This is a genomic window from Streptosporangium sp. CA-135522, assembly GCF_050949235.1.
In the GTDB taxonomy this organism is placed as follows: domain Bacteria; phylum Actinomycetota; class Actinomycetes; order Streptosporangiales; family Streptosporangiaceae; genus Streptosporangium.
The window spans coordinates 1,263,529-1,284,693 of record NZ_CP192026.1 but is presented as its reverse complement, the minus strand read 5'-3'; the positions used below and the strand labels follow the sequence as shown (position 1 = coordinate 1,284,693).

Genomic DNA, 21,165 nt, shown 5'->3' with positions numbered 1-21,165 from the left:
CGGCCCGGGGAGCGCGTCAGGTGATGTCCACGATGGGCAGGCGGAGGGCGCCGGGGGCGGCGGCGGGGACGACCGGGTTCTTGGGGGCCACCGGCGACAACCGGACGTAGGGGGAGCCCGGGGCGGGACGGGTGTCGGCCTCCCCCCTATTGGGCCACAGCGACATGGCCCGCTCGGCCTGGGCGGTGATGGTGAGAGAGGGGTTGACGCCGGGGTTGGCGGAGACCGCGGAGCCGTCGACGACGTGCAGGCCGTCGTGACCGTGGACGCGGTGGTAGGCGTCGATCACCCCGGTGCCGCGGTCGGCGCCGATGGCGCAACCGCCCAGGAAGTGCGCGGTGGCGGGGATGTCGAACAGGTCGAGCCAGGACCCGCCGGCCATCCCGCCGACCTCCTCGGCGGCGTGCCTGACGAACGTGTGGCCGGCCGGGAGCCAGGTGGGATTGGGCTCGCCGTGACCTCGCCGGGAGCGTAGCTTCCAGCCCAGCACCCCCCTGCGCGCGGACAGGGTGATCGAGTTGTCCTTGGCCTGCATGACCAGGGCGATGAGCGCGCGCTCGGACCATCTGCGGTGGTTGAACAGCCTCGGCAGCAGATGCGGCCGGCGTGCGGCCTCGCCGAGGAACTTCAGCCAGCGGGGAGCGCCGCCGCCGTCGATCAGGAGGGAGCGGAGCATGCCCATCGCGTTGGAGCCGTCGCCGTAGCGGACGGGCTCGATGTGGGTGTGGGCGTCGGGGTGGATGGAGGAGGTGATCGCCACGCCGTGGTTGAGCTTCTCGCCCTTGACGGACAGTCGCTCGAACCCGAGCAGCGCCTCGGAGTTCGTCCTGGTCAGGGCGCCGAGCCGGTCGGACAGCCGGGGTAGGGCCCCGGCGGCCTTGAGGCCGTGCAGCAGGCGCTGCGTGCCGTACGTGCCGGCCGCGAAGACCACCTGCTCCGCGGTGAGGGTACGGCGGCGCCAGGGCGCCCCCGTTCTGCTCACCTCCACCAGGTAGCCGCCGTCCACCGGCCGGACCGAGGTGACCGTGGTCTCCGGATGGACCTTGGCCCCCGCCTTCTCGGCCAGGTAGAGATAGTTCTTGACGAGCATGTTCTTGGCGCCGTGGCGGCAGCCGGTCATGCATTCGCCGCACTCGGTGCAGCCCCTGCGACGTGGCCCGGCTCCGCCGAAATAGGGGTCGTCGACCTCGACGCCCGGCTCGCCGAAGAAGACCCCGACGGGGGCCGGATGGAAGGTGTCGCCCACGCCCATCCGCTCGGCGACCTTGCGCATCACCTCGTCGGCGCGGGTGAGGGTCGGGTTGACCACCACGCCCAGCATGCGTTTGGCCTGGTCGTAGTAGGGGGCGAGCTCGGCCTTCCAGTCGGTGATGGCCGACCACTGGGCGTCCTGGAAGAACGGGTCGAGAGGCTCGTAGAGGGTGTTGGCGTAGACCAGTGAGCCGCCGCCGACCCCCGCGCCGGCAAGGACCATGACGCCGGTGCCCTTCTGCCCGCGCAGCACGTGGATGCGCTGGATGCCCTTCAGTCCCAGCCCGGGCGCCCACAGGAAGTCACGGACCCGCCAGGAGGTCTTGGGCAGCGTGTTCTCGTCGAAGCGCCGCCCGGCCTCCAGCACGGCGACCCGGTAGCCCTTCTCCGTCAGGCGCAGCGCCGAGACGCTCCCGCCGAACCCTGAACCGATCACCAGCACGTCGTAGTCGAACATCCGCGCAATCCTTTCGGGGGGCACCCGGGGGCACCCGGGGGCACCTGGGGACACCTGGGGACACCGCACCGCGGCGGGGTCGCCTCCCCGCGCGGCTCCCCCGGCTCTCGCGATCGGCGGGACGACCGGTAGGACGGTCACCGGTGGGACGGTCACCGGTGGGACGCGGCCGTCACCGGCCTCGCCCCGGCGGCCGTGGGCCTCACTTCAGGTCGTGGGCCTCACTTCAGGTGGAGCTTCTTCATGGTCTTGAGCAGGCCAGACAGGGTGTCGGCGTACTTGTCGTAGGTCATGCCGAGGATCGGTTCGAAGCCCATCCAGGACGCCTGGCTGGAGATGGTCTGCACCTCGGTGTATTTCAGCAGGCCCTCGGCGCCGTGGCGACGGCCCAGGCCGGAGGACTTCATGCCCCCCATCGGGGCGTCGTAGGAGGCGTAGGCCGAGCCGTACCCCTCGTTGATGTTGACGGTTCCGGCCTTGATCCGGGAGGCCAGCGCGCGGCCGCGGGCCAGGTCGCGGGTCCAGACGGAGGCGTTGAGACCGTAGGCGGTGTCGTTGGCCTTCTCGACCGCCTCGTCCTCGCCGGAGAACCGGTAGATCGCGACGACCGGGCCGAAGGTCTCCTCCCGGCACAGATCCATGTTCTCGTCCACGCCGGCCAGGATCGTGGGCTCGTAGAACAGCGGGCCCACGTCCGGGCGAGCCTTCCCACCGGCGAGGACCTCGGCCCCCTTCGCGACGGCGTCGTCGACGTGGGCGCTGACCGCGTCGAGCTGGCGCCGGGAGGTGAGCGAGCCCATCTGCACGCTCCAGTCGAGCCCCGCGCCGAGCTTCATGTTGCGGGCCTGGCGGACGAACTTCTCCACGAACGCGTCGTGCACGGCCTCGTGCACGTAGAGCCGCTCGATGGAGATGCACAGCTGCCCGGCGTTGGTGAAGCAGGCGCGCAGCGCGCCCTGCGCGGCCACGTCCAGGTCGGCGTCGTCGAGGACGACCATCGGGTTCTTGCCGCCGAGCTCCAGGGAGCAGCCGATCAGCCGCCTGGCCGCCTCCTCGGCGATCTTCCGGCCGCCCCGGGTCGAGCCCGTGAACGCCACGTAGTCGGCGCCGTCGAGCAGCGCGTCGCCGACCTCGGCCGGATCGCCGAGCACGACCTGCCAGATCTCGCGGGGCATCCCGAGGGAGACCAGCAGGTCGATCGTCCACAGCGTGGACAGCGCGGTCTGGGTGTCCGGCTTGTGGACCACGGCGTTGCCGGCCAGCAGGGCCGGGACGACGTCGGTGACGCCGAGCGAAAGGGGGTAGTTCCACGGGGAGATCAGCGCCACCGTTCCCTTGGGCCGGCGCGTCTCGACCGTCTTCGTCGCGATGGGGAAGATGCCCGCGCGGCGCCTGGGCTCCAGCAGGCCCGGTGCCCGCCGTACGTAGTAGAGCGTGCAGCCCGCCACGTCGAGGACCTCCTCGAAGGCGTGCCGGCGGGCCTTGCCGGTCTCCCACTGGACCACGTCGAGGATCTCCTCGCGCCGGTCGAGGATGGCGTCGTGCAGGCGCAGGAAGGGTTTGATCCGCTCGCGCACCGGCAGCGCGGCCCAGGCCTCGCGTGCCGCGCGAGCCTTGGCGTGGGCGGCGCGGACGTCCTCGGCGGTGGAGACGGGCAGTTCGGCGAGGGGCTCGCCGGTGAAGGGCGCGGTGATCGCCTGCGTCTTGCCGCTGGAGGTCACCTGCCGGACGACGCGTTCGATCATGTTCGGGTCGAGTGTCCGGGTAGCTCCAAGAGTGACAGCCATGCTCGAAGAATATTCTGGGGTGGCCACCTGTGGCTACTGGTCGGTAACGGGTTGAACCGGACATGATTGCGATCCGTCGTAGGGGCATGAGGACATCGATTCGTACGGCCGGCGCCGTCACCCTCGCCGCCGCCCTGCTCGCCACGGCGTGCAGCTCGACGGAGTCGAAATCCGGTGCGAGCCGTACGACGCCGGTCGACCTGGGGAACATCAAGCTGGTCTCCTACACCGGCTGCGACGACATGCTCGCCGGGCTGCGGGCGGCGACGGCCAAGAGCGTCGGGCCCTGGGGCCTGGGCGGGCCACAGATCATGTACATGGAGAAACGCGCAGACGCGGCCACGGCCACGGACGACGCCGGGGGCGCGGCGCCCGAGCACTCGACCACGAACGTGCACGAGGCCGGGGTCGATGAGCCGGATCTGGTGAAGACCGACGGCAACCGCGTGATCACCGTCAACCGCGGCGTGCTGCGGGTGGTGGACACCGCGACCAGGAAGGTCACCGGCACGCTCCGGCTGGTGGACGCCGAGCAGGCGTGGGCCCCGGCAGACCTGCTGGTCAGCGGGGACCGGGCACTGGTGCTGTTCTCCGGCGGCGGGATCATCCCGTTCGGCGCGATGGCCAAGCGGGCCGCGAGCCCGGGGCCGCGTTACGTCCTGGTCGACCTGTCCGGCAAGCCGAAGGTGATCGGCTCGCTCACACCGAACGGCTCCCACGTTGACGCCAGGATGGTCGGCTCGACCGTCCGGGTCGTGGTCCGCAGCCAGCCCGAGATCAACTTCCCCGACCCCAGTCCCGACCTCTCGGAGAACGAGCGGACCCGCCGGAACGTGGAGGTCGTGAAGAAGGCGCCGATCGAGGCGTGGCTGCCGAAGTTCGAGACGACGAACGCCGAGGGCGCGACCTCGACCGGCTCGGTCAGGTGCGACCAGATCACCCACCCCGCGGAATACACCGGCACGTCACTGCTGACCGTGCACAGCTTCGACCTGTCCCGGGGATTCGCCGAGACCGCGCCGATCAGCGTGGCGGCCGACGGCGACACGGTCTACGGCACCGGCTCCAGCCTGTACGTGACCAGCAACCCGCGCTGGTGGTGGCCCCGGCCGATCGAGCCGTCGGTGGTCGAGGACGCGCCGACGTCCGCCCCGCAGACCTCGCAGGGCGGTGAGGCAACGGCGATCACGGCCACCGCGCAGGCCCCGCAGGTCGAGCCGACACCGACGGAGCCGCCGGTGACCGCCACCCCGGAGCCCGCCTCCCCCACCCCGGCCGACTCGACTCCTGCGACGCCCGCCCCGGACCCCTCGACGACCGCCACCCCGGCGCCGACCGGCTCCCCCGCGACCTCATCGCCGACTCCCGAGCCCGCGAAGACGCCGGTCGAGCCGCCCGAGGAGACCGAGGTCCACCGGTTCGACCTCACCGCCCCCGGCGCCCCCCGCTACGTCGCCTCGGGGAAGGTGCCCGGCCGGCTGCTCAACCAGTACTCCCTGTCGGAGCACGAGGGGTACCTGCGGGTCGCCACCACCTCCAACTCCTTCTCCACCACGGGGCAGCGCAGCTCCAGCGCCGTCTACGTGCTCAAGTCCGACACCCTGACCAAGACCGGCGAGATCGACGGCCTGGGCGACGGCGAGCGGATCTACTCGGTCCGGTTCATCGGCCCGGTCGGCTACGTGGTGACGTTCAAGCAGGTGGACCCGCTCTACACCCTCGATCTGCGCGACCCCGCGGCCCCGAGGAAGACCGGCGAGCTGAAGATCACCGGATACTCCGCCTATCTGCATCCGGCGGGCGACGGACGGCTGATCGGCCTCGGGCAGGAGGCGAGCGAGCAGGGCCGCACACTGGGCACCCAGGTCTCGCTGTTCGACGTCAGCGACCCGGCCAACCCGCGCCGCCTGTCGCAGATGTTCCAGAAAGACTCCGGCTCCGAGGCCGAGTGGGACCCGCACGCCTTCCTTTACTGGGCCAAGACGGGCACCGCGGTCATCCCGCTGAACACCTGGGACGGCACCGAGCAGACCAACGGCACCGCGCTCGTCCTCAACATCGGCGACTCCGCCGTCACCAGGACCGGCACCATCGTCCACCCCAAGCCCAAGCCCACCGGCAACACCCGCTTCGCCCCCTTCGACCCGGGCATCCGCCGCTCCATCGTCATCGGCGACAGCATCTGGACGGTCTCGGACCTCGGCCTGAAGGTCAGCGACATCACCGACCTCGGCGACCAGGCCTGGATCCCCTTCGACTGACCCGTCGAGCCCGGCCTCGCCGGGCCCGGGCCCTGTCGGACACGGGGCCCGCCGGACACGGGGCCCGTCGGACACAGGGCCCGTCGGACACGGCTCCCGCCTTCGCGGCGGGAGCCGTACTCACACCTTCTCGGGGTTGGCGACGGGAACGACGTCGGGTGCGCCGAGGCGGATCGCGTCGGCCTCCTGGTCGGTGTCCTGCTCCTGGGACAGACGCTCGGCCTCGACGCGCTTGGTGTAGTACTCCACCTCACGCTTGACCTGCTCGTCGTCCCACCCCAGCGGCCCGGCGAGCAGCTCGGCCGCCTCCTCGACCACGCCCAGGCCCCGGTGGAAGGTCTCGATCGAGATGTGGGTGCGCCGGGCCAGCACGTCGTTCAGATGGCGGGCGCCCTCGTGGGTGGCGGCGTAGACGATCTCCGCCCGCAGATAGTCGTCCGCTCCGGCCAGCGGGAGGGCCAGCGACGAGTCCGCCTCGATCAGCGCGAGCACCTCGTCGATCATCGAACCGTACCGCTGCAGCAGGTGCTCGATCCGCGCCACGTGCAGCCCGGACGAGTGGGCCAGCCGCTGCCGGGCGTTCCACAGCGCCTGGTATCCCTCCGCCCCGGCCAGCGGGATCCGGTCCGTGCACGAGGGCGGCACCCGCTGGTCCAGCCCGTGCGCCACCGCGTCCACCGCGTCCTGCGCCATGACCCGGTAGGTCGTGTACTTCCCTCCGGCCACCATGACCAGCCCGGGCACCGGGTGGGCCACCATGTGCTCGCGGGAGAGCTTGGACGTCTCCTCCGACTCCCCCGACAGCAACGGCCGCAGCCCCGCGTAGACGCCCTCGACGTCGTCGCGGGTGAGCGGCACCGACAGCACCGCGTTCACGTGTTCCAGGACGTAGTCGATGTCCGAGCGGGAGGCCGCCGGATGGGCACGGTCCAGGTCCCAGCGGGTGTCGGTGGTCCCGATGATCCAGTGGCGCCCCCAGGGGATCACGAACAGCACCGACTTCTCGGTGCGCAGGATGATCCCGGTGAGGGAGTGGATGCGGTCCCGCGGGACGACCAGGTGAATGCCCTTGGACGCGCGGACGTGCATCTGCCCCCGTCCGCCGACCAGTTCCTGGATGTCGTCGGTCCACACCCCCGTGGCGTTGACCACCTGCCGGGCCCGCACGTCCATCTCGGTTCCGGCCTCCAGGTCCCGCACCCGAACCCCGGTGACCCGCTCGCCCTCCCGCAGGAAGCCCACCACCTGGGCTCGTGAGGCCACGTGGGCCCCGTAGGAGGAGGCGGTCCGGAGCATGGTCATCACGTAGCGGGCGTCGTCCACCTGGGCGTCCCAGTACTGCACCGCGCCGGAGAAGGCGGCTCGCCGCAACGAGGGCGCCAGCCGCAGCGCCCTGCTGCGTGACAGGTGCCGGTGCCCGGGCACGCCCCGGGTGAAGCCGAAGGAGAAGCCCAGCGAGTCGTACATCACCAGGCCCGCCCCGACGTACGGCCGTTCCCAGCCGAGGTGGGTGAGCGGGAACAGGAACGGCACCGGCCGGACCAGGTGCGGGGCGATCCGCTGCAACAGCAGGGCCCGCTCCTGAAGCGCCTCCCTGACCAGGTCGAAGTTGAGCTGCTCCAGATAGCGCAGGCCACCATGGATCAGCTTGGACGATCGGGACGAGGTGCCCGAGGCGAAGTCGCGCGCCTCCAGCAGCCCCACGCTCAGTCCCCGGGTCGTCGCGTCCAGCGCGACTCCGGCGCCGACGACACCGCCGCCGATCACCACCACGTCGAGTTCCTGAGCGCCCATCTGCGTCAGTGCGGCGGTTCGCTCGGCAGGACCGAGCCGTGCCGTGCCCATTCGCGCCGTCATGCTGCATCCCCCTGGAGTACGGGTTGTCACCTTGCGTCAGGTATCTACCCACCCACCCTAGGCATCATTACCGGTGGGTAGCGAACGGCGGCGAGATTCCCGCCACACCATCGGTGAACAGCGGACATCTCGCGGAGCCACCGCACGCCGCCCTCCGGCCGGGACGGTCTCTCCCGCCGGCCGGGCTCAGGCGCGGATCACCTTGACGCCGACGTCGGTGAAGCGGGCCGCGGCCTCCTCGGAGAGGGCCTCGTCGGTGATCAGCGTGCTGATCGCGCCGATCGGGCAGATGCGGGCGAAGGCGCGGCGGCCGACCTTGGAGGCGTCGGCGACCACGACGACCTGGGAGGCCCGGCTGATCAGCAGGTTGTTGACGCTGGCCTCGCCCTCGTGGTGGGCCGAGGCGCCCGCCTCGGCGTCGATGGCGTCCACCCCGAGGAACGCGATGTCGAGCGTGACCTGCTCCAGCACTCCCGACGCCAGCGGGCCGATCAGCTCGTACGACTGCGGCCTGGCCACGCCGCCGGTCAGCACGACCTTGACGTGCTGCCGCACGATGAGCTCCGCGGCGATGTTCAGCGCGTTGGTGACGATGGTGAAGCCGGCCTCCGGATCGGCCCGCAAGGCCAGCGCCCGCGCCACCTCCGAGGTGGTCGTGCCGCCGTTCATCCCGACGATCGCGCCGTACGTCACCAGCTCGGCCGCGGCCTCGGCGATCCGCTGCTTCTCCCCCGCGTGGCGCGCCGTCTTGTAACGCAGCGGCAGGTCGTAGCTCACGCTCTGGGCGACGGCGCCGCCGCGCGTGCGCATGAGCATCTGCTGCTGGGCGAGCTGGTCGAAGTCACGGCGGATCGTGGCGGTGGAGACGACGAGTGCCTCGGCCGCCTGCTCCACCGACAGGCGCCCCTCTTGCGAGAGTAGTTCGAGGATCGCGTTCCAGCGTTCGTATCGACTCACGGTGAACAGCGTGGCACAGTAACGAATCAAAACATACCTCTGCACAAACCTGCTCATTTTTGGTATAAATCACTCATAAACGAAGCAGAGTCGGGGAGGCACGTCGTGACCACGTACACCGAAGCCGAGATCGCGTCCCAGCCGGATTGCTGGCGCCGCGCCGTCAGCGAGGTGTCGGCCGACGCGCTCCCCCAGCGAGGGGAGCGCGTGGCCGTCATCGGCTGCGGCACCTCCTGGTTCATCGCCCAGGCCTACGCGGTCCTGCGCGAGCGCGCCGGGCACGGCGAGACCGACGCGTTCGCCGCGTCCGAGGTCCCGGCCGGCCGCTCCTACGACCGGGTGCTCGCGCTGACCCGGTCGGGCACCACCACCGAGGTGCTGGAGGTGCTCAGGAACACCGGCACCAGGACCAGCGCGATCACCGCCGACCCGGGCACTCCGGTCATGACACTCGCCGACCAGGTCGTGGTGCTCGACTTCGCCGACGAGAAGTCGGTCGTGCAGACCCGGTTCGCCACCACCCAGCTGGCCCTGCTCCGCGCCCACCTCGGCGAGGACCTGACCGCCGCGATCGCCGACGCCGAGCGCGCGGTCGCCGAACCGCTGCCCGCCGAGCTGCTCGCCGCCGAGCAGTTCACGTTCCTGGGCCGCGGCTGGACGTACGGCCTGGCCCTAGAGGCCGGGCTGAAGATGCGCGAGGCCTGCCGGGCGTGGACCGAGTCCTACCCGGCGATGGAATACCGGCACGGTCCGATCAGCATCGCCGGGCCCGACCGGATCACCTGGATGCTCGGCGAGGCCCCCCAGGGGCTGCGCGGCGAGGTCGAGGCCGCCGGCGGGTCGTTCGTGGAGAGCGCCCTCGACCCGATGGCCGAGCTCATCCGGGTCCAGCGGGTGGCAGTGGCCCGGGCGCACGCCCGGGGGCTCAACCCCGACGAGCCGCTCCACCTCACCAGGTCGGTGATCCTCTCCGCCTGACGGCCGGTCCTCGACGAGAACCGGAGAGGATAGTGCCATGAGCATCACACTCGCCGACGCCCGTATCGTGACCCCCGAAGGTGTCCACGAAGGCTGGCTCACCATAGAAGACGGCCGCATCACCCACGTGGGCCAGGGATCCGCCCCCGGGGCGGGTCACAGCCTCGCGGGCCGATACGTCGTGCCGGGTTTCGTCGACATCCACAACCACGGCGGGGCGGGCGGTTCCTTCCCCACCGGCGATCCGGACCAGGCGGCCCGGATCGCCGCCCTGCACACCCGGCACGGCACCACCACGCTCATGGCCAGCCTGGTCACCGCGGCCCTGGACGACCTGGCCGCGGCGGCCTCCTCGCTCGCCGACCTGTGCGAGGACGGCCTGCTGGCCGGAATCCACTTCGAGGGCCCCTACATCTCCAGGGCCCGCTGCGGCGCGCACGATCCGGGGCTGCTGCGCGAGCCCTCGCCGCAGGAGTTCGCCGGCCTGCTCAAGGCCGGGCGCGGCCACGTGCGGATGCTCACCATCGCCACCGAGCTGCCCGGTGCCCTGGACACCATCCGGGAGGCGGTCGCGAACAACGTGATCGCCGCGCTCGGGCACAGCGACGCCACCTACGAACAGACCATCGCGGGAATCGACGCCGGCGGCAGCGTCGCCACCCACCTCTACAACGCGATGCCGCCGCTGCACCACCGCGAACCCGGCCCGATCGCCGCGCTGCTGGAGGACGAGCGCGTCACGATCGAGCTGATCAACGACGGCGTGCACGTGCATCCCGCGATGATGCGCCTGGCCTACGACGTCGCCGGCCCCGGCCGGACCGTGCTGATCACCGACGCGATGGCGGCGGCCGGCATGGGCGACGGCGTGTACGGGCTCGGCCCGATGAAGGTCGACGTCGTGGACGGCGTCGCCCGGCTGGCCGAGGGCGGCTCCATCGCGGGCAGCACCCTGACCATGGACGTCGCGTTCCGGCGCAGCGTCCGGCAGGTCGGGCTGTCGCTGCCGGAGGCGGCCGAGATCGCCTCGCTCACCCCCGCCCGGGTGCTCGGCCTCGCCGACCGCCTCGGCTCCGTCTCCGTCGGCAAGCAAGCCGACCTGGTGGTGCTCACCGACGACCTTGAGGTCGCCGGTGTCATGAAGCACGGAAGCTGGATCACAGAGCCCTCATGAGCCCCTCGCCCGCCGCACACGGCACCATCCTCACCGTCACGCTGAACCTGGCCCTCGATGTCACCTATGTGGCCGACGGCGTCGACTGGGACGGCGTCAACCGGGTGCGGGGCGTGCACCGGCGAGCGGGTGGCAAGGGAGTCAACGTGGCCAGGGTGCTGGCCGCCCTCGGCCGGAACGTGCTCGTCACCGGTCTGACGGGCGGCCTGAACGGCCGCGCGGCCGAGGCCGACCTCGCGGCGGCGGGCCTGCCCGCCGCCCTCACCCCCATCGCCGCCGAGACACGCGCCACCCTGGCCGTCTCCGACCTCGGCCCCGTCCCGTCCGGTGTGTCCGCCCCCGACGGTGACGGCGGTGACGGCGGACGGACCGCGTGGCGCACGGCGCTGTTCAACGAGCCCGGCCCGCCGGTGACCGAGCAGGAGCTGGAGCGCTTCCTGCGGGACTACGACACGCGGCTCGACCGGGTCGAGGCGGTCGTGATCTCCGGCAGCCTGCCCCCCGGCGTGCCTGACGCCTTCTACGCCGAACTCGCCGCCCGGGCCCGCGAGCGGGGCGTCCCGGCGATCGTGGACGCCGACGGCGAGCCGCTCAGGCACGCCCCCGCGGGCCGCCCCACGATCGTCAAGCCCAACGCCGAGGAACTGGCCCGCGCCCTGGCCGCCGCCCGTGAGGACGGCCCGAACGGCTCCAGGGAGAGCCCTACGGCAACGGAACCGGTCGCCGGGCCCGACGAGGCCTTCGCGGGAGCCGAGACGCTGCGGCGCGGCGGGGCGGAGGCGGTCGTGGTCTCCCTCGGCGCCGGCGGGCTGCTGGCCGTGACCTCCGCCGGGGCCTGGCGGGCCGCCATGCCGTACCGGGTGGAGGGGAACCCGACGGGTGCCGGTGACGCACTCGTCGCGGGGCTGGCGCTGGGCCTGGTGGAGGGCACGCCCTGGCCCGAGCGGCTGCGCCGCGCGGCCGCCCTCGGCGCGGCGGCGGTGGCCGCCCCGGTCGCAGGCGACTTCGACCGGGAGACGTTCCGGAGAATCCACCCCGAGATCCGGGTGGAGCCCGCGCGCCCGTAGGCGTCCCGGAGCCCCACAACTAACCGGTGATCCATAGCCGGTCATCTCCATATGAAAGGGCCATCATGCCTGTTGTCGGTATCGGCGCCATCATCCGTGACGTTCCGGCGGGCGTCGGCGCGTTCAACGTCATCCAGCTGGAGCACGCCGAGGCGATCGTCGCGGGCGCGGAGGCCGCGGGCACGCCCGTCGTGCTGCAGATCAGCGAGAACTGCGTCCGTTTCCACGGCGCCCTCGCCCCGATCGCGGCCGCCTCGCTCGCGGTGGCCGGGGCGGCGTCGGTGCCGGTGGCCGTGCACCTCGACCACGCCACGGACCGCGCGCTCGTCGAGGAGGCCGTGGAGCTCGGGCTGGGCTCGGTGATGTTCGACGCCTCGGCGCTGCCCGACGAGGAGAACGTGGCGCTCACGGCCGAGATCGCCGCTCTGTGCCACCGACGGGGCGTGTGGGTGGAGGCCGAGCTGGGCGAGGTCGGCGGCAAGGACGGGGTGCACGCGCCCGGCGTGCGGACCAAGCCGCACGAGGCCGTGGACTACGTGGCCAGGACAGGCGTGGACGCGCTGGCCGTGGCCGTGGGCAGCTCCCACGCCATGACGACCAGGGACGCCGTCCTCGACCTGGAGCTGATCGCCGCCCTGCACGCCGCGGTCCCGGTCCCGCTGGTGCTCCACGGCTCCTCGGGCGTGCCGGACGAGACCCTGCGCGCCGCCGTACGGCACGGCATGAAGAAGATCAACATCTCCACACACCTCAACAAGACCTTCACCCGTGCGATCCGCGACCACCTGGCGGCCGACGAGAAGGTGGTGGACTCCCGCAAGTACGTCGGAGCGGGCCGTACGGCCGTCGCCACCGAGGTCACCCGTCTTCTCGGCGTCCTCGCGGGCTGATCAGGACCATTTCCAGCGAATGCCGATCAGGCCGGGCTGGAGCGAGCCGGTCACCAGGTGGACCGCGTGGTGGGCGTTGAGCCTGAGCTCTCCCTGGTCCCGCTCGCCCGCGGCGGAGTCGTCGCGGGCGAAGCGGCGGACGCCGACCGGCAGGGCCCCGGGGTCGAAGCTCACCCGGAGCATGTACTGGCCGGCCGGGAAGCGGAAGCCCCGTTCGTACTCGGTGGTCTCCACGCCGCTCGGGTCGGCCAGCTCGTAGCGGATCACCTGCGTGTCACCGGTTCGCAGCGCCCGGTCGAACAGCAGCTCGGCCACCACCAGGGCGGTCGGCCCGTCGCGGCGGACCCGGCCGACCCTGCAGTCCTCCAGCGCCCGGATCCGCACGCGCTCCACGTCGCAGCCGATGTCGCCCCGGTAGACCATGATGTAGCGGTCGGCGGCGTCCTCGTGCGCCTGCACCACCTGGAGCGTCTCGCGCCGGGTGGTGCTGCGGTCCGCCCCGATCCGCAGCGACTCGTACATCCCGGCGATGTGCAGCCGCCGGTCGTCGGCCACCCCGTCCAGTTCGTGCAGCAGGGTCGACAGGGCCCGGGCGGGACCCATGATCGAGGAGTAGGGCGTCTCGCCCGGCTGCGACGCGGCGCTCTGGCCTCGGCCGCGCGGCCGGGGCGGGCCGAGCAGTCCCATCAGCGAGCGCGGCGGCAGGATGAGGATCTCCTCCAGCGCGCGAACGGCGCGCAGCGACTCGGGCCGCTCAGGACGGCGCAGGCCCTGCTGCCAGTAGCTCAGGCTCGTCATCCCGACCCGTAGGCCGCGCTCTTGCAGGCGCTGACGGAGCCGGTCGAGGGTCAGGCCGCGCGCCTCCACCGCGGCGCGGAGCGCGACGTGGAAAGGGCCCTCGCTGAGAGCGACCCGGAGCTCGCGATCATCCGACACATGGGAATATTCACAGATTTTCCCCCATACGTCACTTTCGCGAGCCTCTCCGCTGCCCCCCTGCACACCACCCACCCCCCTCCACCACACCGCCGCGCGAAGCGCCGGACTCACGCCGGAACGCCCGAGCGCGCTTTCGACACACGGAAAATCCTTGGGGGTTGACGAGAAATGATGGGTTCACCCCGCACATAGGAAGAGTGTCCGCATTTCGCACTCACCAAGGAGACCGGGCATGGGAACCGCCCATGGATGACGAACGGCTGGCCAGGTTCGAGGCCGTCTACCGGGAGACATACGGCCAGATCACGGCGTACGCCGCGCGCCGCTGCGACTCGCCGCAGGACGCGGCGGACGTGGTGGCCGAGACCTTCACCGTCGCCTGGCGGCGGATGGACGAGCTACCGGCGGGGGAAGAGGCCACACCGTGGCTGTACGGCGTGGCACGCAGGGTGCTCGCCAACCACCGCCGCGGCGAGGTCCGCCGCCAGGCGCGCAGCATCGAGCTCGACGCCGAGATGGCCGACCTCTACGGGGAGTCCCCCGACAGCGGGGTCGAGCTGAAGGCGATCACCCAGGTGTTCCGCACCCTCACCGACGACGACCGCGAGCTGCTGTCGCTGGTCGCCTGGGAAGGCCTGGACCGCGAGCAGATCGCCACGACGCTCGGCCTGTCGCGCAATGCCGTACGCATCAGACTGCACCGCGCCCGCAAGCGCTTTTCCCGCGCGCTCGCCGAAGCGGACGTCCGCTTCCCGGCAGAAAGCCGGCTGGTGCCGGCGGAGAGGTCGCTGTGAAGGACATCGACGAGATCGAAGCGACGATGAGACCACTGGCCCGGGTCGAGCCCGGAAAGCCGGGAGGCCGCCCGTCCGGCGCGGGGGCCCGGACGCTACTGGCCTCGATCACGGCCGAGGAGCCCGGCACGGCCGTCACCGAGCCGCGCCGTGCCCGCCGCTACGGTCCCCGCCGGCTGGTGTTGGGCCTGGCCGCCGTCGCCGTGCTCGCCACGGGCGTCGTGGTCGGCCCGAGCCTGCTGGAGGGCGGCCGTGGCACGGCGATCTCCTACGCCAGCTCGGAGATCGAGATCAGGCGGGAGGGCGACGAGTACGTCGCCCGCATCAAGGACCCCTACGCCGAACACGAGAAGTACCACGAGGCTTTCAAGGCGCTCGGCTTGGACGTCGACGTGCGCCTTGTCCCGGTGGCACCGGACAAAGTGGGTCAGGAAGTGACAGGGATCGAGGGTGGCGTCCGCGAATCCGGGAAGAAGTGGACCTCTCCCTCCGGCATGGTGGATCGCGACGGGAAATCGTGCAGGGCGCAGCAGAAGGGCTGCTATCTGGAGCTCCACGTTCCGGCGGACCTCACCGGGAAGGCCTATCTCAGGCTGGGACGCCAGGCCGATCCCGGAGAGGCCTACGACGAGGACGGAGGAGGGTCTCTCGCCACCACCAAGGGCCGTCTGCTCGCCGGATATCGGGTGGATGAGAAGACCGTGGGCGAGGTCCTGCCGGAGATCGAGAAGCGCGGCCTGAAGGTCACCTATCTGGTCATGAGCATCGGCCCCGGAAACCCGGGCGGCTTCGGCATAGACCCGGACAGGCAGCACACTCCCGTCGGCAAGGACTGGATCGTCTGGGAGGCGGAGGAAGCCGCCTCGGACACGGTCCGCCTGCTCGTCACCGACAAGCGCTACGACAGGAACCCGGTCTACGGCGGACCGCGCGACAACGTCATCAAGGACTAGCCGCGAACCTGCCGTGCGACTCTACGGCCCGCTTGCCCGGCGGGCCGCGGACCGCTTGCCCCGCCGCCTCCCGCCGCGTCCGAGGCGGTGTTTCCCCGGCCGTAACGGCGGACGCCCGGCCCCGACGGGGCCGGGCGTCCGCACGCCGGGGACGGCCGGCGTCAGGCGGTGTGCGGGGCGACGACGACCTCGACCCGCTGAAACTCCTTCAGATCGGAGTATCCGGCGGTGGCCATCGTGCGCTTGAGCGCGCCCATCAGGTTCATCGAGCCGTCGGCCACCGAGGAGGGGCCGTGCAGGATCTGCTCCAGCGTGCCGACCGTGCCGAACTCGACCCGCTTGCCCCGGGGCAGCTCGGGGTGCTGCGCCTCCGAGCCCCAGTGGAAGCCGTGGCCGGGGGCCTCGACGGCCCTGGCCAGCGGCGAGCCGACCATGACAGCGTCGGCGCCGCAGGCGATCGCCTTGGCGATGTCGCCGGAGGTGCCCATGCCGCCGTCGGCGATGACGTGGACGTAGCGGCCGCCGGACTCGTCCATGTAGTCGCGACGGGCCGCGGCCACGTCGGAGATCGCGGTGGCCATCGGCACCACCACGCCCAGCACCGTGCGGGTCGTGTGCGAGGCGCCGCCGCCGAAGCCGACGAGCACGCCGGCCGCGCCGGTCCGCATCAGGTGCAGCGCCGCGGTGTAGGTGGCGCAGCCGCCGACGATCACCGGAACGTCGAGCTCGTAGATGAACTGCTTGAGGTTCAGCGGCTCGGCCCGGCTGGAGACGTGTTCGGCGGAGACCGTGGTGCCGCGGATCACGAAGATGTCCACGCCCGCGTCGATGACGGCCTTGTGGTGCTGGACCGTGCGCTGCGGGGACAGGCGCACGGCGGTGGTCACCCCGGCGGCGCGGATCTCCTCGATCCGGCGGCCGATCAGCTCATCCTTGATCGGCGCGTCGTAGATCTCCTGGAGCCGCCTGGTGGCGGCCTCGCCCTTCAGCTCGGCCACCTCCGCCAGCAGCGGCGTCGGGTCCTCGTAGCGGGTCCACAGACCTTCGAGGTCGAGCACGGCGAGACCGCCGAGCCGGCCGACCTCGATCGCGGTCTTGGGCGAGACCACGCTGTCCATCGGGCTCACCACGACGGGCAGGTCGAACCGGTAGGCGTCGATCTGCCAAGCGATCGAGACCTCTTCCGGGTCGCGGGTGCGCCGGGACGGGACGATGCCGATCTCATCGAGCGCGTAGGCACGACGGCCGTTCTTGCCGCGGCCGATCTCCACCTGAGTCATATGTCTGTTTTTCCCATTCCATGCGTGTACGGCTCACGCCAAGCGGGCGCAAGCCGTACCGTGCCGTTGTGGCCCGCCTGCTCGCGAGCCTGGCGCGGATCCCCCGACGGTCGTTCGCGACATCCGCGACAGACTCTATCGACGGTGGTAGTTCGGCGCCTCGACCGTCATCTGGATGTCGTGCGGGTGGCTCTCCTTCAGGCCCGCGGCCGTGATCGGCATGAGCTCGCACCTGGTGTGCATGTCGGCGATCGTGCGGCAGCCGGCGTACCACATGCCCTGGCGCAGGCCGCCGACGAGCTGGTGGGCGACCGCCGAGACCGGGCCCCGGTAGGGCACCTGACCCTCGATGCCCTCGGGGATGTATTTGTCATCGCCGCCGACGTCGGCCTGGGCGTAGCGGTCCTTGCTGAAGGAGGTGCCGCCGCGCTCGCGGTTGCGGACCGCGCCGAGCGAGCCCATCCCGCGATAGGACTTGAACTGCTTGCCGTTGATGAAGATCAGCTCACCCGGCGACTCCTCGCAGCCCGCCAGGAGCGAGCCGAGCATCACCGTGTCGGCGCCGGCCGCGATGGCCTTGACGATGTCTCCGGAGTATTGGAGGCCGCCGTCGCCGATCACCGGCACCCCTGCCGGGCCGGCGGCCAGGGAGGCCTCGTGGATGGCCGTCACCTGCGGGGCGCCGACGCCGGCGACCACGCGGGTGGTGCAGATGGAGCCCGGTCCGACGCCGACCTTGACCGCGTCGGCCCCGGCGTCGATCAGCATCTGGGCGCCGGCACGGGTGGCGATGTTGCCGCCGATCACCTCGACCCGGCTGTTGGCCTTGATCTTGGAGATCATGTCGGCGAGGCCCTTGGAGTGGCCGTGGGCGACGTCCACGATGATGGCGTCGACACCGGCCTCCACCAGCGCCATCGCCCGCTTCTCGGCGTCGCCCCCGACGCCGATGGCCGCCCCCACGACGAGCCTGCCGTCGGCGTCCTTGGTGGCGAGCGGGTACTGCTCGCTCTTGGTGAAGTCCTTGACGGTGATGAGCCCGCGAAGCCGCCCGCCGGCGTCGACCAGCGGGAGCTTCTCGATCTTGTTCTTCCTGAGCAGCTCGAACGCGCCGTCCCTGGAGACTCCGACCGGCGCGGTGACGAGCGGCATCGGGGTCATGACCTCGCGCACCGGACGGCCGTGGTCGGTCTCGAAGCGCATGTCGCGGTTGGTGACGATGCCGACGAGCACGCCGGCCCGGTCGGTCACCGGGACGCCGGAGATCCGGTAGGTGGCGCACAGGCGCTCGACGTCGGCGAGGGTGTCGTCCGGCGAGCAGGTGACCGGGTTGGTGACCATCCCGGCCTCGGAGCGCTTGACGAGGTCGGCCTGCTGGGCCTGGTCCTCGATGGAGAGGTTGCGGTGCAGGATGCCGATGCCGCCCTGGCGGGCCATCGCCACCGCCATCCGGGCCTCGGTCACGGTGTCCATCGCCGCCGAGATCAGCGGGATGCGCAGGGTGATCCCTCGCGACAGCCGCGTGGCGGTGTCGGCCTCGCCGGGCTGCAGATCCGAATACGCGGGCACCAGGAGCACATCGTCGAACGTGAGCCCCTGCTCGGTGAACTTGGCCATCTGCAACCCTCCTGCCGCGGCGCTCTCAAGGTGGGGAAAGGCGCCGGCCCCCTGGTCATAGTTTAGGGTCTGGCTCCAAACCTGGGGGACACCGGGGAAGGTGAGGGACCGAGCGGTCGGTGACCCGCCCGGTCCCCCGGTCACCGGCACCGTCACGGGACGCCCCCGTGCCGCCGAACCCCCCTCCGCGTTCGGGCGGCGCCGTGGCCCGTGACCGATGCCGACGCTGTGTAAAGACTGCGTCACCGACGGTTCGCCCCGCAATGGGCAAAGGTGCAACTGCACGAAGCTGCACCGGGGCGGGGCGCCGGGCTCCGGCGGGAGCGGCCATGAGTGGCGTGCCATAGGCCCGTCATGTGGTCGCGCCTCCGATATGCCAGTCGGCGCAATGCCCGGACAGGGGTGATTCGCCGGGCTATTCTCTCGGGATCGTGTCACCTCAGGAGTTCCTCCCCGATGCGCACCGACACACCCTCAATGCCCGATCCGCTGGAAAGCCTGGGCCTCACTCCCGGGCAGAGCACGCTGTACAACGCGGTCCTGCGCCTGCATCGCGCCACCTGCGCCGAGCTCGCCGCGGCCACCGACCACTCGCCTGAGTCGCTGCGGCGCGAGCTGGCCATCCTCGTACGGCTGGGCGTGGTCGACGAGCAGGGCGGGGAGTATCTCGCCAGGCACCCCGCCGCGGCCCTCGGCTACCTGGTCGCCGAGCGGCTGGACCGGCTCGCCGCGGAGAGCCGCAGGATCGACACCGTGCTCGGGTCGATCCGCGGCTTCATCCATCAGTACGACGCCGGACGCGACTACCAGAGCGGCCAGTTCGCGGTGGACCTGGTCGGCGGGGCCGACGAGCTCTACGAGAGCGTGATCGGCATGGCGGTCCAGGCGCCGCCGCTGGAGCTGCTGTCGGTCATCCCCGACAGCCGGACGGTGAACGACTTCGCGCACCGCTACGCCGACCAGTGGATCGCGGCCCAGCGCGGCGGCCTGCTCTCCTCCAAGCTCCTCATCCCGGTCCACACGCTGCAGACGTCCGGCCTGCGCGACAAGCTGGACCAGTTCGAGAGCGCGGGGGCCCGGGTCCGCACCCTCGACGTGATGCCGAGCTGGTTCCTGATCGCCGGGACCGACGCCGCGGGCATGCCCGCCCAATGGGGCGGCACGCTGGCGGAGAACGCCTACAACTTCCACCTGGTGCGGGCCGCCGTCGTGGTGGCCGCGCTGCGCTCGCTCTTCGACGAGCTGTGGGCGCGCGCGACGCCGCTGCCGTGGACGCACGGCGGTGACGGCGTGGTGCGGGTGCTGCGGCTGGCGGCCCAGGGCGTCTCCGACGAGACGATCGCCCGGCAGCTGGGCGTCTCGGTCCGGACGGTGCGTTCCCGGTTCGCCGGCGCCATGGCCGAACTCGGCGCGCAGTCGCGCTTCCAGGCGGGTGTGGAGGCCGCCCGCCGTGGGTGGCTGGTGTAGTCCGAGGCTCACTCATGGGCGACTGGTGTAGTTCGGGGGTTGTTGGCCGCATCAAGGCCATAAGGTGGAATCGTGCTCGACGACGTCCCTCGCGACCCGTTCGCGGATGACCCCGACGACCCGGCGGCGGCGCTGGGAGAGCCAGACGATCCTGAGCCGCTGACCTCGGCCGAACGCGACGAGGCCATGACCGACCTCGCCGACGTGGAGGTCTTCCGCTCCCTGCTCGAGCCCCAGGGGGTGCTCGGCCTGGTCCTCGACTGCCCGGAGTGCGGCGATCAGCACTACTTCGACTGGGAGCTGCTGCGCGGCAACCTGCGCCAGATGATCGAGAACGGCCAGCCCCAGGTGCACGAGCCCGCCTACCAGCCCAACCCCACCGACTACGTCAGCTGGGAGTACGCCAGGGGCTACGTGGACGGTGTGATCGACACCGAAGAACACCGCTGATCGACGTCGTCGATCAGCGCGGACAGGAGCCTGACGGCGACGTCGGATGTGGAGACGGCCTCCCTGCGGGAGAGTGCCTCCAGGACGGCGTCGGTCCCGGCCAGGGCCGGATCCTCCTCCGGCCCGTATCTACGGACCGGACGTCGCGGATGGACCGTCGTCATGGCCGCGCCCGCCCGGCATCCGCGCCGGCCGCACCCGCCCCGCCCCGTGCTCGCGCAAGGCCCGAGCCGGCCCCGGGGCCCTCGCTCCGCCCCGGCCCGGCACCCTCGCCGGCCCCAGGGGCCACGCCGCGCGCTCCGCGCCTCCCCCGCCGGCTCGACTGCTCCGCGGTCAAGCTATCGACTCCAGCTCCGCCATCGCTCGCAGCCGGGCCAGCGCCCGGTGCTGCGCAACACGAACCGCACCCGGTGACATGCCGAGCACATTACCCGTCTCCTCGGCGGACAGGCCCGACACCACTCGGAGCATGAGCAGCTGGCGCTGGTTGTCCGGGAGCCTGGACAGCAGTCTGCGGGCGTGCTCGGCCTCGATGTAGCGGACCACGGTCTCCTCGGGGCCGGGCCCCTCGTCGGGCCCGTCCGGAAGGTCCTGGGTGGGTACGGCGGAGCGCACGGAGCTGCGCAACGCGTCGGCCACCTTGTGGGAGGCGATGCCGAAGACGAAGGACGCGAACGGGCGCCCCATGTCCCGGTATCGGGGCAGCGCGGACAGCACCGCGATGCACACCTCCTGAGCCACGTCGTCCGCGATGTGGTACTGACCGGAAACCCGGCCGAGACGAGCACGACAATAACGGACGACCATTGGCCGTAACTGCGCGATCAGGGTTTCGATCGCGGTGCGATCTCCCTGAACGGCGAGGCTCGTCAGATCCTTGAGATCATCCCTATGGGCGATCCCCTCAGATCTCGTCGCAAGCCTTACCCCACTTTTGGCGTCGGCGACGCATCCCTCGGTCACGTTAGGCATGATGCCCGCCCCGA

General features: G+C 71.4%; 18 protein-coding genes. 9 read left to right on the top strand and 9 right to left on the bottom strand.

Annotated elements, in window-relative coordinates:
* Positions 1–16 precede the first annotated feature (16 nt).
* Together ACQPYK_RS06440 and ACQPYK_RS06435 are read right to left on the bottom strand one after the other, a co-directional pair.
* Entirely contained in the window at positions 17–1,708 is a 1,692-nt protein-coding gene (locus ACQPYK_RS06440; RefSeq protein ID WP_433251676.1) for a GMC oxidoreductase, read from the bottom strand.
* A 221-nt stretch (positions 1,709–1,929) separates the two neighbouring features.
* A complete protein-coding gene (locus ACQPYK_RS06435) occupies positions 1,930–3,495 on the bottom strand; it encodes a succinic semialdehyde dehydrogenase (RefSeq protein ID WP_433251673.1) in 1,566 nt (521 codons plus the stop codon).
* Positions 3,496–3,581: 86 nt separating this feature from the next.
* Between ACQPYK_RS06435 and ACQPYK_RS06430 the strand changes: the two genes are divergently transcribed.
* Entirely contained in the window at positions 3,582–5,756 is a 2,175-nt protein-coding gene (locus ACQPYK_RS06430; RefSeq protein ID WP_433251670.1) for a beta-propeller domain-containing protein, read from the top strand.
* Positions 5,757–5,876: 120 nt separating this feature from the next.
* Here ACQPYK_RS06430 and ACQPYK_RS06425 read toward each other — a convergent pair whose 3' ends face one another.
* The gene (locus ACQPYK_RS06425) at positions 5,877–7,613 is read right to left on the bottom strand and encodes a glycerol-3-phosphate dehydrogenase/oxidase (protein WP_433251667.1); all 1,737 of its coding nucleotides are present in this window, start codon (positions 7,611–7,613) and stop codon (positions 5,877–5,879) included.
* A 186-nt stretch (positions 7,614–7,799) separates the two neighbouring features.
* Complete coding sequence (locus ACQPYK_RS06420) at positions 7,800–8,570, bottom strand: DeoR/GlpR family DNA-binding transcription regulator (RefSeq protein WP_433251664.1); 771 nt, start codon at positions 8,568–8,570, stop codon at positions 7,800–7,802.
* A gap of 105 nt (positions 8,571–8,675) precedes the next feature.
* Between ACQPYK_RS06420 and ACQPYK_RS06415 the strand changes: the two genes are divergently transcribed.
* The 4 genes from ACQPYK_RS06415 to ACQPYK_RS06400 all read left to right on the top strand — a co-directional run bounded on the left by ACQPYK_RS06415 (position 8,676) and on the right by ACQPYK_RS06400 (position 12,679).
* Positions 8,676–9,548 (top strand): SIS domain-containing protein, encoded by an 873-nt coding sequence (locus ACQPYK_RS06415; RefSeq protein ID WP_433251661.1) that lies wholly within the window; start codon positions 8,676–8,678, stop codon positions 9,546–9,548.
* A gap of 37 nt (positions 9,549–9,585) precedes the next feature.
* On the top strand, positions 9,586–10,722 hold the full coding sequence (gene nagA, locus ACQPYK_RS06410) for an N-acetylglucosamine-6-phosphate deacetylase (protein WP_433251658.1): 1,137 nt from the start codon (positions 9,586–9,588) through the stop codon (positions 10,720–10,722).
* A complete protein-coding gene (locus ACQPYK_RS06405) occupies positions 10,719–11,789 on the top strand; it encodes a 1-phosphofructokinase family hexose kinase (protein ID WP_433251653.1) in 1,071 nt (356 codons plus the stop codon). Before nagA ends, ACQPYK_RS06405 begins: the two co-directional genes overlap by 4 nt.
* Positions 11,790–11,854: 65 nt before the next feature.
* The gene (locus tag ACQPYK_RS06400; RefSeq protein WP_433251650.1) at positions 11,855–12,679 is read left to right on the top strand and encodes a class II fructose-bisphosphate aldolase; all 825 of its coding nucleotides are present in this window, start codon (positions 11,855–11,857) and stop codon (positions 12,677–12,679) included.
* Here the strand turns inward: ACQPYK_RS06400 and ACQPYK_RS06395 are convergent, their stop codons facing one another.
* On the bottom strand, positions 12,680–13,615 hold the full coding sequence (locus ACQPYK_RS06395) for a hypothetical protein (RefSeq protein WP_433251647.1): 936 nt from the start codon (positions 13,613–13,615) through the stop codon (positions 12,680–12,682).
* Positions 13,616–13,863: 248 nt separating this feature from the next.
* On the opposite strand from ACQPYK_RS06395, the gene ACQPYK_RS06390 reads away from it, so the two are divergent.
* Together ACQPYK_RS06390 and ACQPYK_RS06385 are read left to right on the top strand one after the other, a co-directional pair.
* The gene (locus tag ACQPYK_RS06390; RefSeq protein ID WP_433251644.1) at positions 13,864–14,412 is read left to right on the top strand and encodes an RNA polymerase sigma factor; all 549 of its coding nucleotides are present in this window, start codon (positions 13,864–13,866) and stop codon (positions 14,410–14,412) included.
* Positions 14,409–15,365 (top strand): hypothetical protein, encoded by a 957-nt coding sequence (locus tag ACQPYK_RS06385; protein ID WP_433251641.1) that lies wholly within the window; start codon positions 14,409–14,411, stop codon positions 15,363–15,365. The genes ACQPYK_RS06390 and ACQPYK_RS06385 overlap by 4 nt, the downstream gene beginning before the upstream one ends.
* Before the next feature lie 161 nt (positions 15,366–15,526).
* Here the strand turns inward: ACQPYK_RS06385 and ACQPYK_RS06380 are convergent, their stop codons facing one another.
* Together ACQPYK_RS06380 and guaB are read right to left on the bottom strand one after the other, a co-directional pair.
* On the bottom strand, positions 15,527–16,645 hold the full coding sequence (locus ACQPYK_RS06380) for a GuaB3 family IMP dehydrogenase-related protein (RefSeq protein WP_433251638.1): 1,119 nt from the start codon (positions 16,643–16,645) through the stop codon (positions 15,527–15,529).
* 135 nt (positions 16,646–16,780) lie between these two features.
* Positions 16,781–18,262 carry an IMP dehydrogenase gene (gene guaB / locus ACQPYK_RS06375; protein WP_433251635.1) on the bottom strand — a complete coding sequence of 494 codons (1,482 nt, stop codon included), beginning with the start codon at positions 18,260–18,262 and terminating at the stop codon, positions 16,781–16,783.
* Positions 18,263–18,718: 456 nt separating this feature from the next.
* On the opposite strand from guaB, the gene ACQPYK_RS06370 reads away from it, so the two are divergent.
* Both ACQPYK_RS06370 and ACQPYK_RS06365 read left to right on the top strand, forming a co-directional pair.
* Entirely contained in the window at positions 18,719–19,729 is a 1,011-nt protein-coding gene (locus tag ACQPYK_RS06370; RefSeq protein WP_433251632.1) for a LuxR C-terminal-related transcriptional regulator, read from the top strand.
* A gap of 72 nt (positions 19,730–19,801) precedes the next feature.
* Complete coding sequence (locus ACQPYK_RS06365; protein ID WP_433251629.1) at positions 19,802–20,179, top strand: DUF5319 family protein; 378 nt, start codon at positions 19,802–19,804, stop codon at positions 20,177–20,179.
* On the opposite strand, the gene ACQPYK_RS06360 is transcribed toward ACQPYK_RS06365, so the two are convergent.
* Positions 20,140–20,343: a hypothetical protein gene (locus tag ACQPYK_RS06360; protein WP_433251626.1), complete on the bottom strand. Its 204-nt coding sequence runs from the start codon at positions 20,341–20,343 to the stop codon at positions 20,140–20,142. The genes ACQPYK_RS06365 and ACQPYK_RS06360 overlap by 40 nt on opposite strands.
* A gap of 169 nt (positions 20,344–20,512) precedes the next feature.
* Positions 20,513–21,151 carry a sigma-70 family RNA polymerase sigma factor gene (locus tag ACQPYK_RS06355; RefSeq protein ID WP_433251623.1) on the bottom strand — a complete coding sequence of 213 codons (639 nt, stop codon included), beginning with the start codon at positions 21,149–21,151 and terminating at the stop codon, positions 20,513–20,515.
* Positions 21,152–21,165: the final 14 nt, after the last annotated feature.

What these genes read in the sequence shown, in the direction of transcription:
- guaB (WP_433251635.1), bottom strand. Translation starts at nt 18,262, where the DNA reads ATGGCCAAGTTCACCGAGCAGGGGCTCACGTTCGACGATGTGCTCCTG.
- ACQPYK_RS06390 (WP_433251644.1), top strand. Translation starts at nt 13,864, where the DNA reads ATGGATGACGAACGGCTGGCCAGGTTCGAGGCCGTCTACCGGGAGACA.
- ACQPYK_RS06380 (WP_433251638.1), bottom strand. Translation starts at nt 16,645, where the DNA reads ATGACTCAGGTGGAGATCGGCCGCGGCAAGAACGGCCGTCGTGCCTAC.
- ACQPYK_RS06400 (WP_433251650.1), top strand. Translation starts at nt 11,855, where the DNA reads ATGCCTGTTGTCGGTATCGGCGCCATCATCCGTGACGTTCCGGCGGGC.
- ACQPYK_RS06355 (WP_433251623.1), bottom strand. Translation starts at nt 21,151, where the DNA reads ATGCCTAACGTGACCGAGGGATGCGTCGCCGACGCCAAAAGTGGGGTA.
- nagA (WP_433251658.1), top strand. Translation starts at nt 9,586, where the DNA reads ATGAGCATCACACTCGCCGACGCCCGTATCGTGACCCCCGAAGGTGTC.
- ACQPYK_RS06370 (WP_433251632.1), top strand. Translation starts at nt 18,719, where the DNA reads ATGCGCACCGACACACCCTCAATGCCCGATCCGCTGGAAAGCCTGGGC.
- ACQPYK_RS06360 (WP_433251626.1), bottom strand. Translation starts at nt 20,343, where the DNA reads ATGACGACGGTCCATCCGCGACGTCCGGTCCGTAGATACGGGCCGGAG.
- ACQPYK_RS06435 (WP_433251673.1), bottom strand. Translation starts at nt 3,495, where the DNA reads ATGGCTGTCACTCTTGGAGCTACCCGGACACTCGACCCGAACATGATC.
- ACQPYK_RS06405 (WP_433251653.1), top strand. Translation starts at nt 10,719, where the DNA reads ATGAGCCCCTCGCCCGCCGCACACGGCACCATCCTCACCGTCACGCTG.
- ACQPYK_RS06425 (WP_433251667.1), bottom strand. Translation starts at nt 7,613, where the DNA reads ATGACGGCGCGAATGGGCACGGCACGGCTCGGTCCTGCCGAGCGAACC.
- ACQPYK_RS06440 (WP_433251676.1), bottom strand. Translation starts at nt 1,708, where the DNA reads ATGTTCGACTACGACGTGCTGGTGATCGGTTCAGGGTTCGGCGGGAGC.
- ACQPYK_RS06430 (WP_433251670.1), top strand. Translation starts at nt 3,582, where the DNA reads ATGAGGACATCGATTCGTACGGCCGGCGCCGTCACCCTCGCCGCCGCC.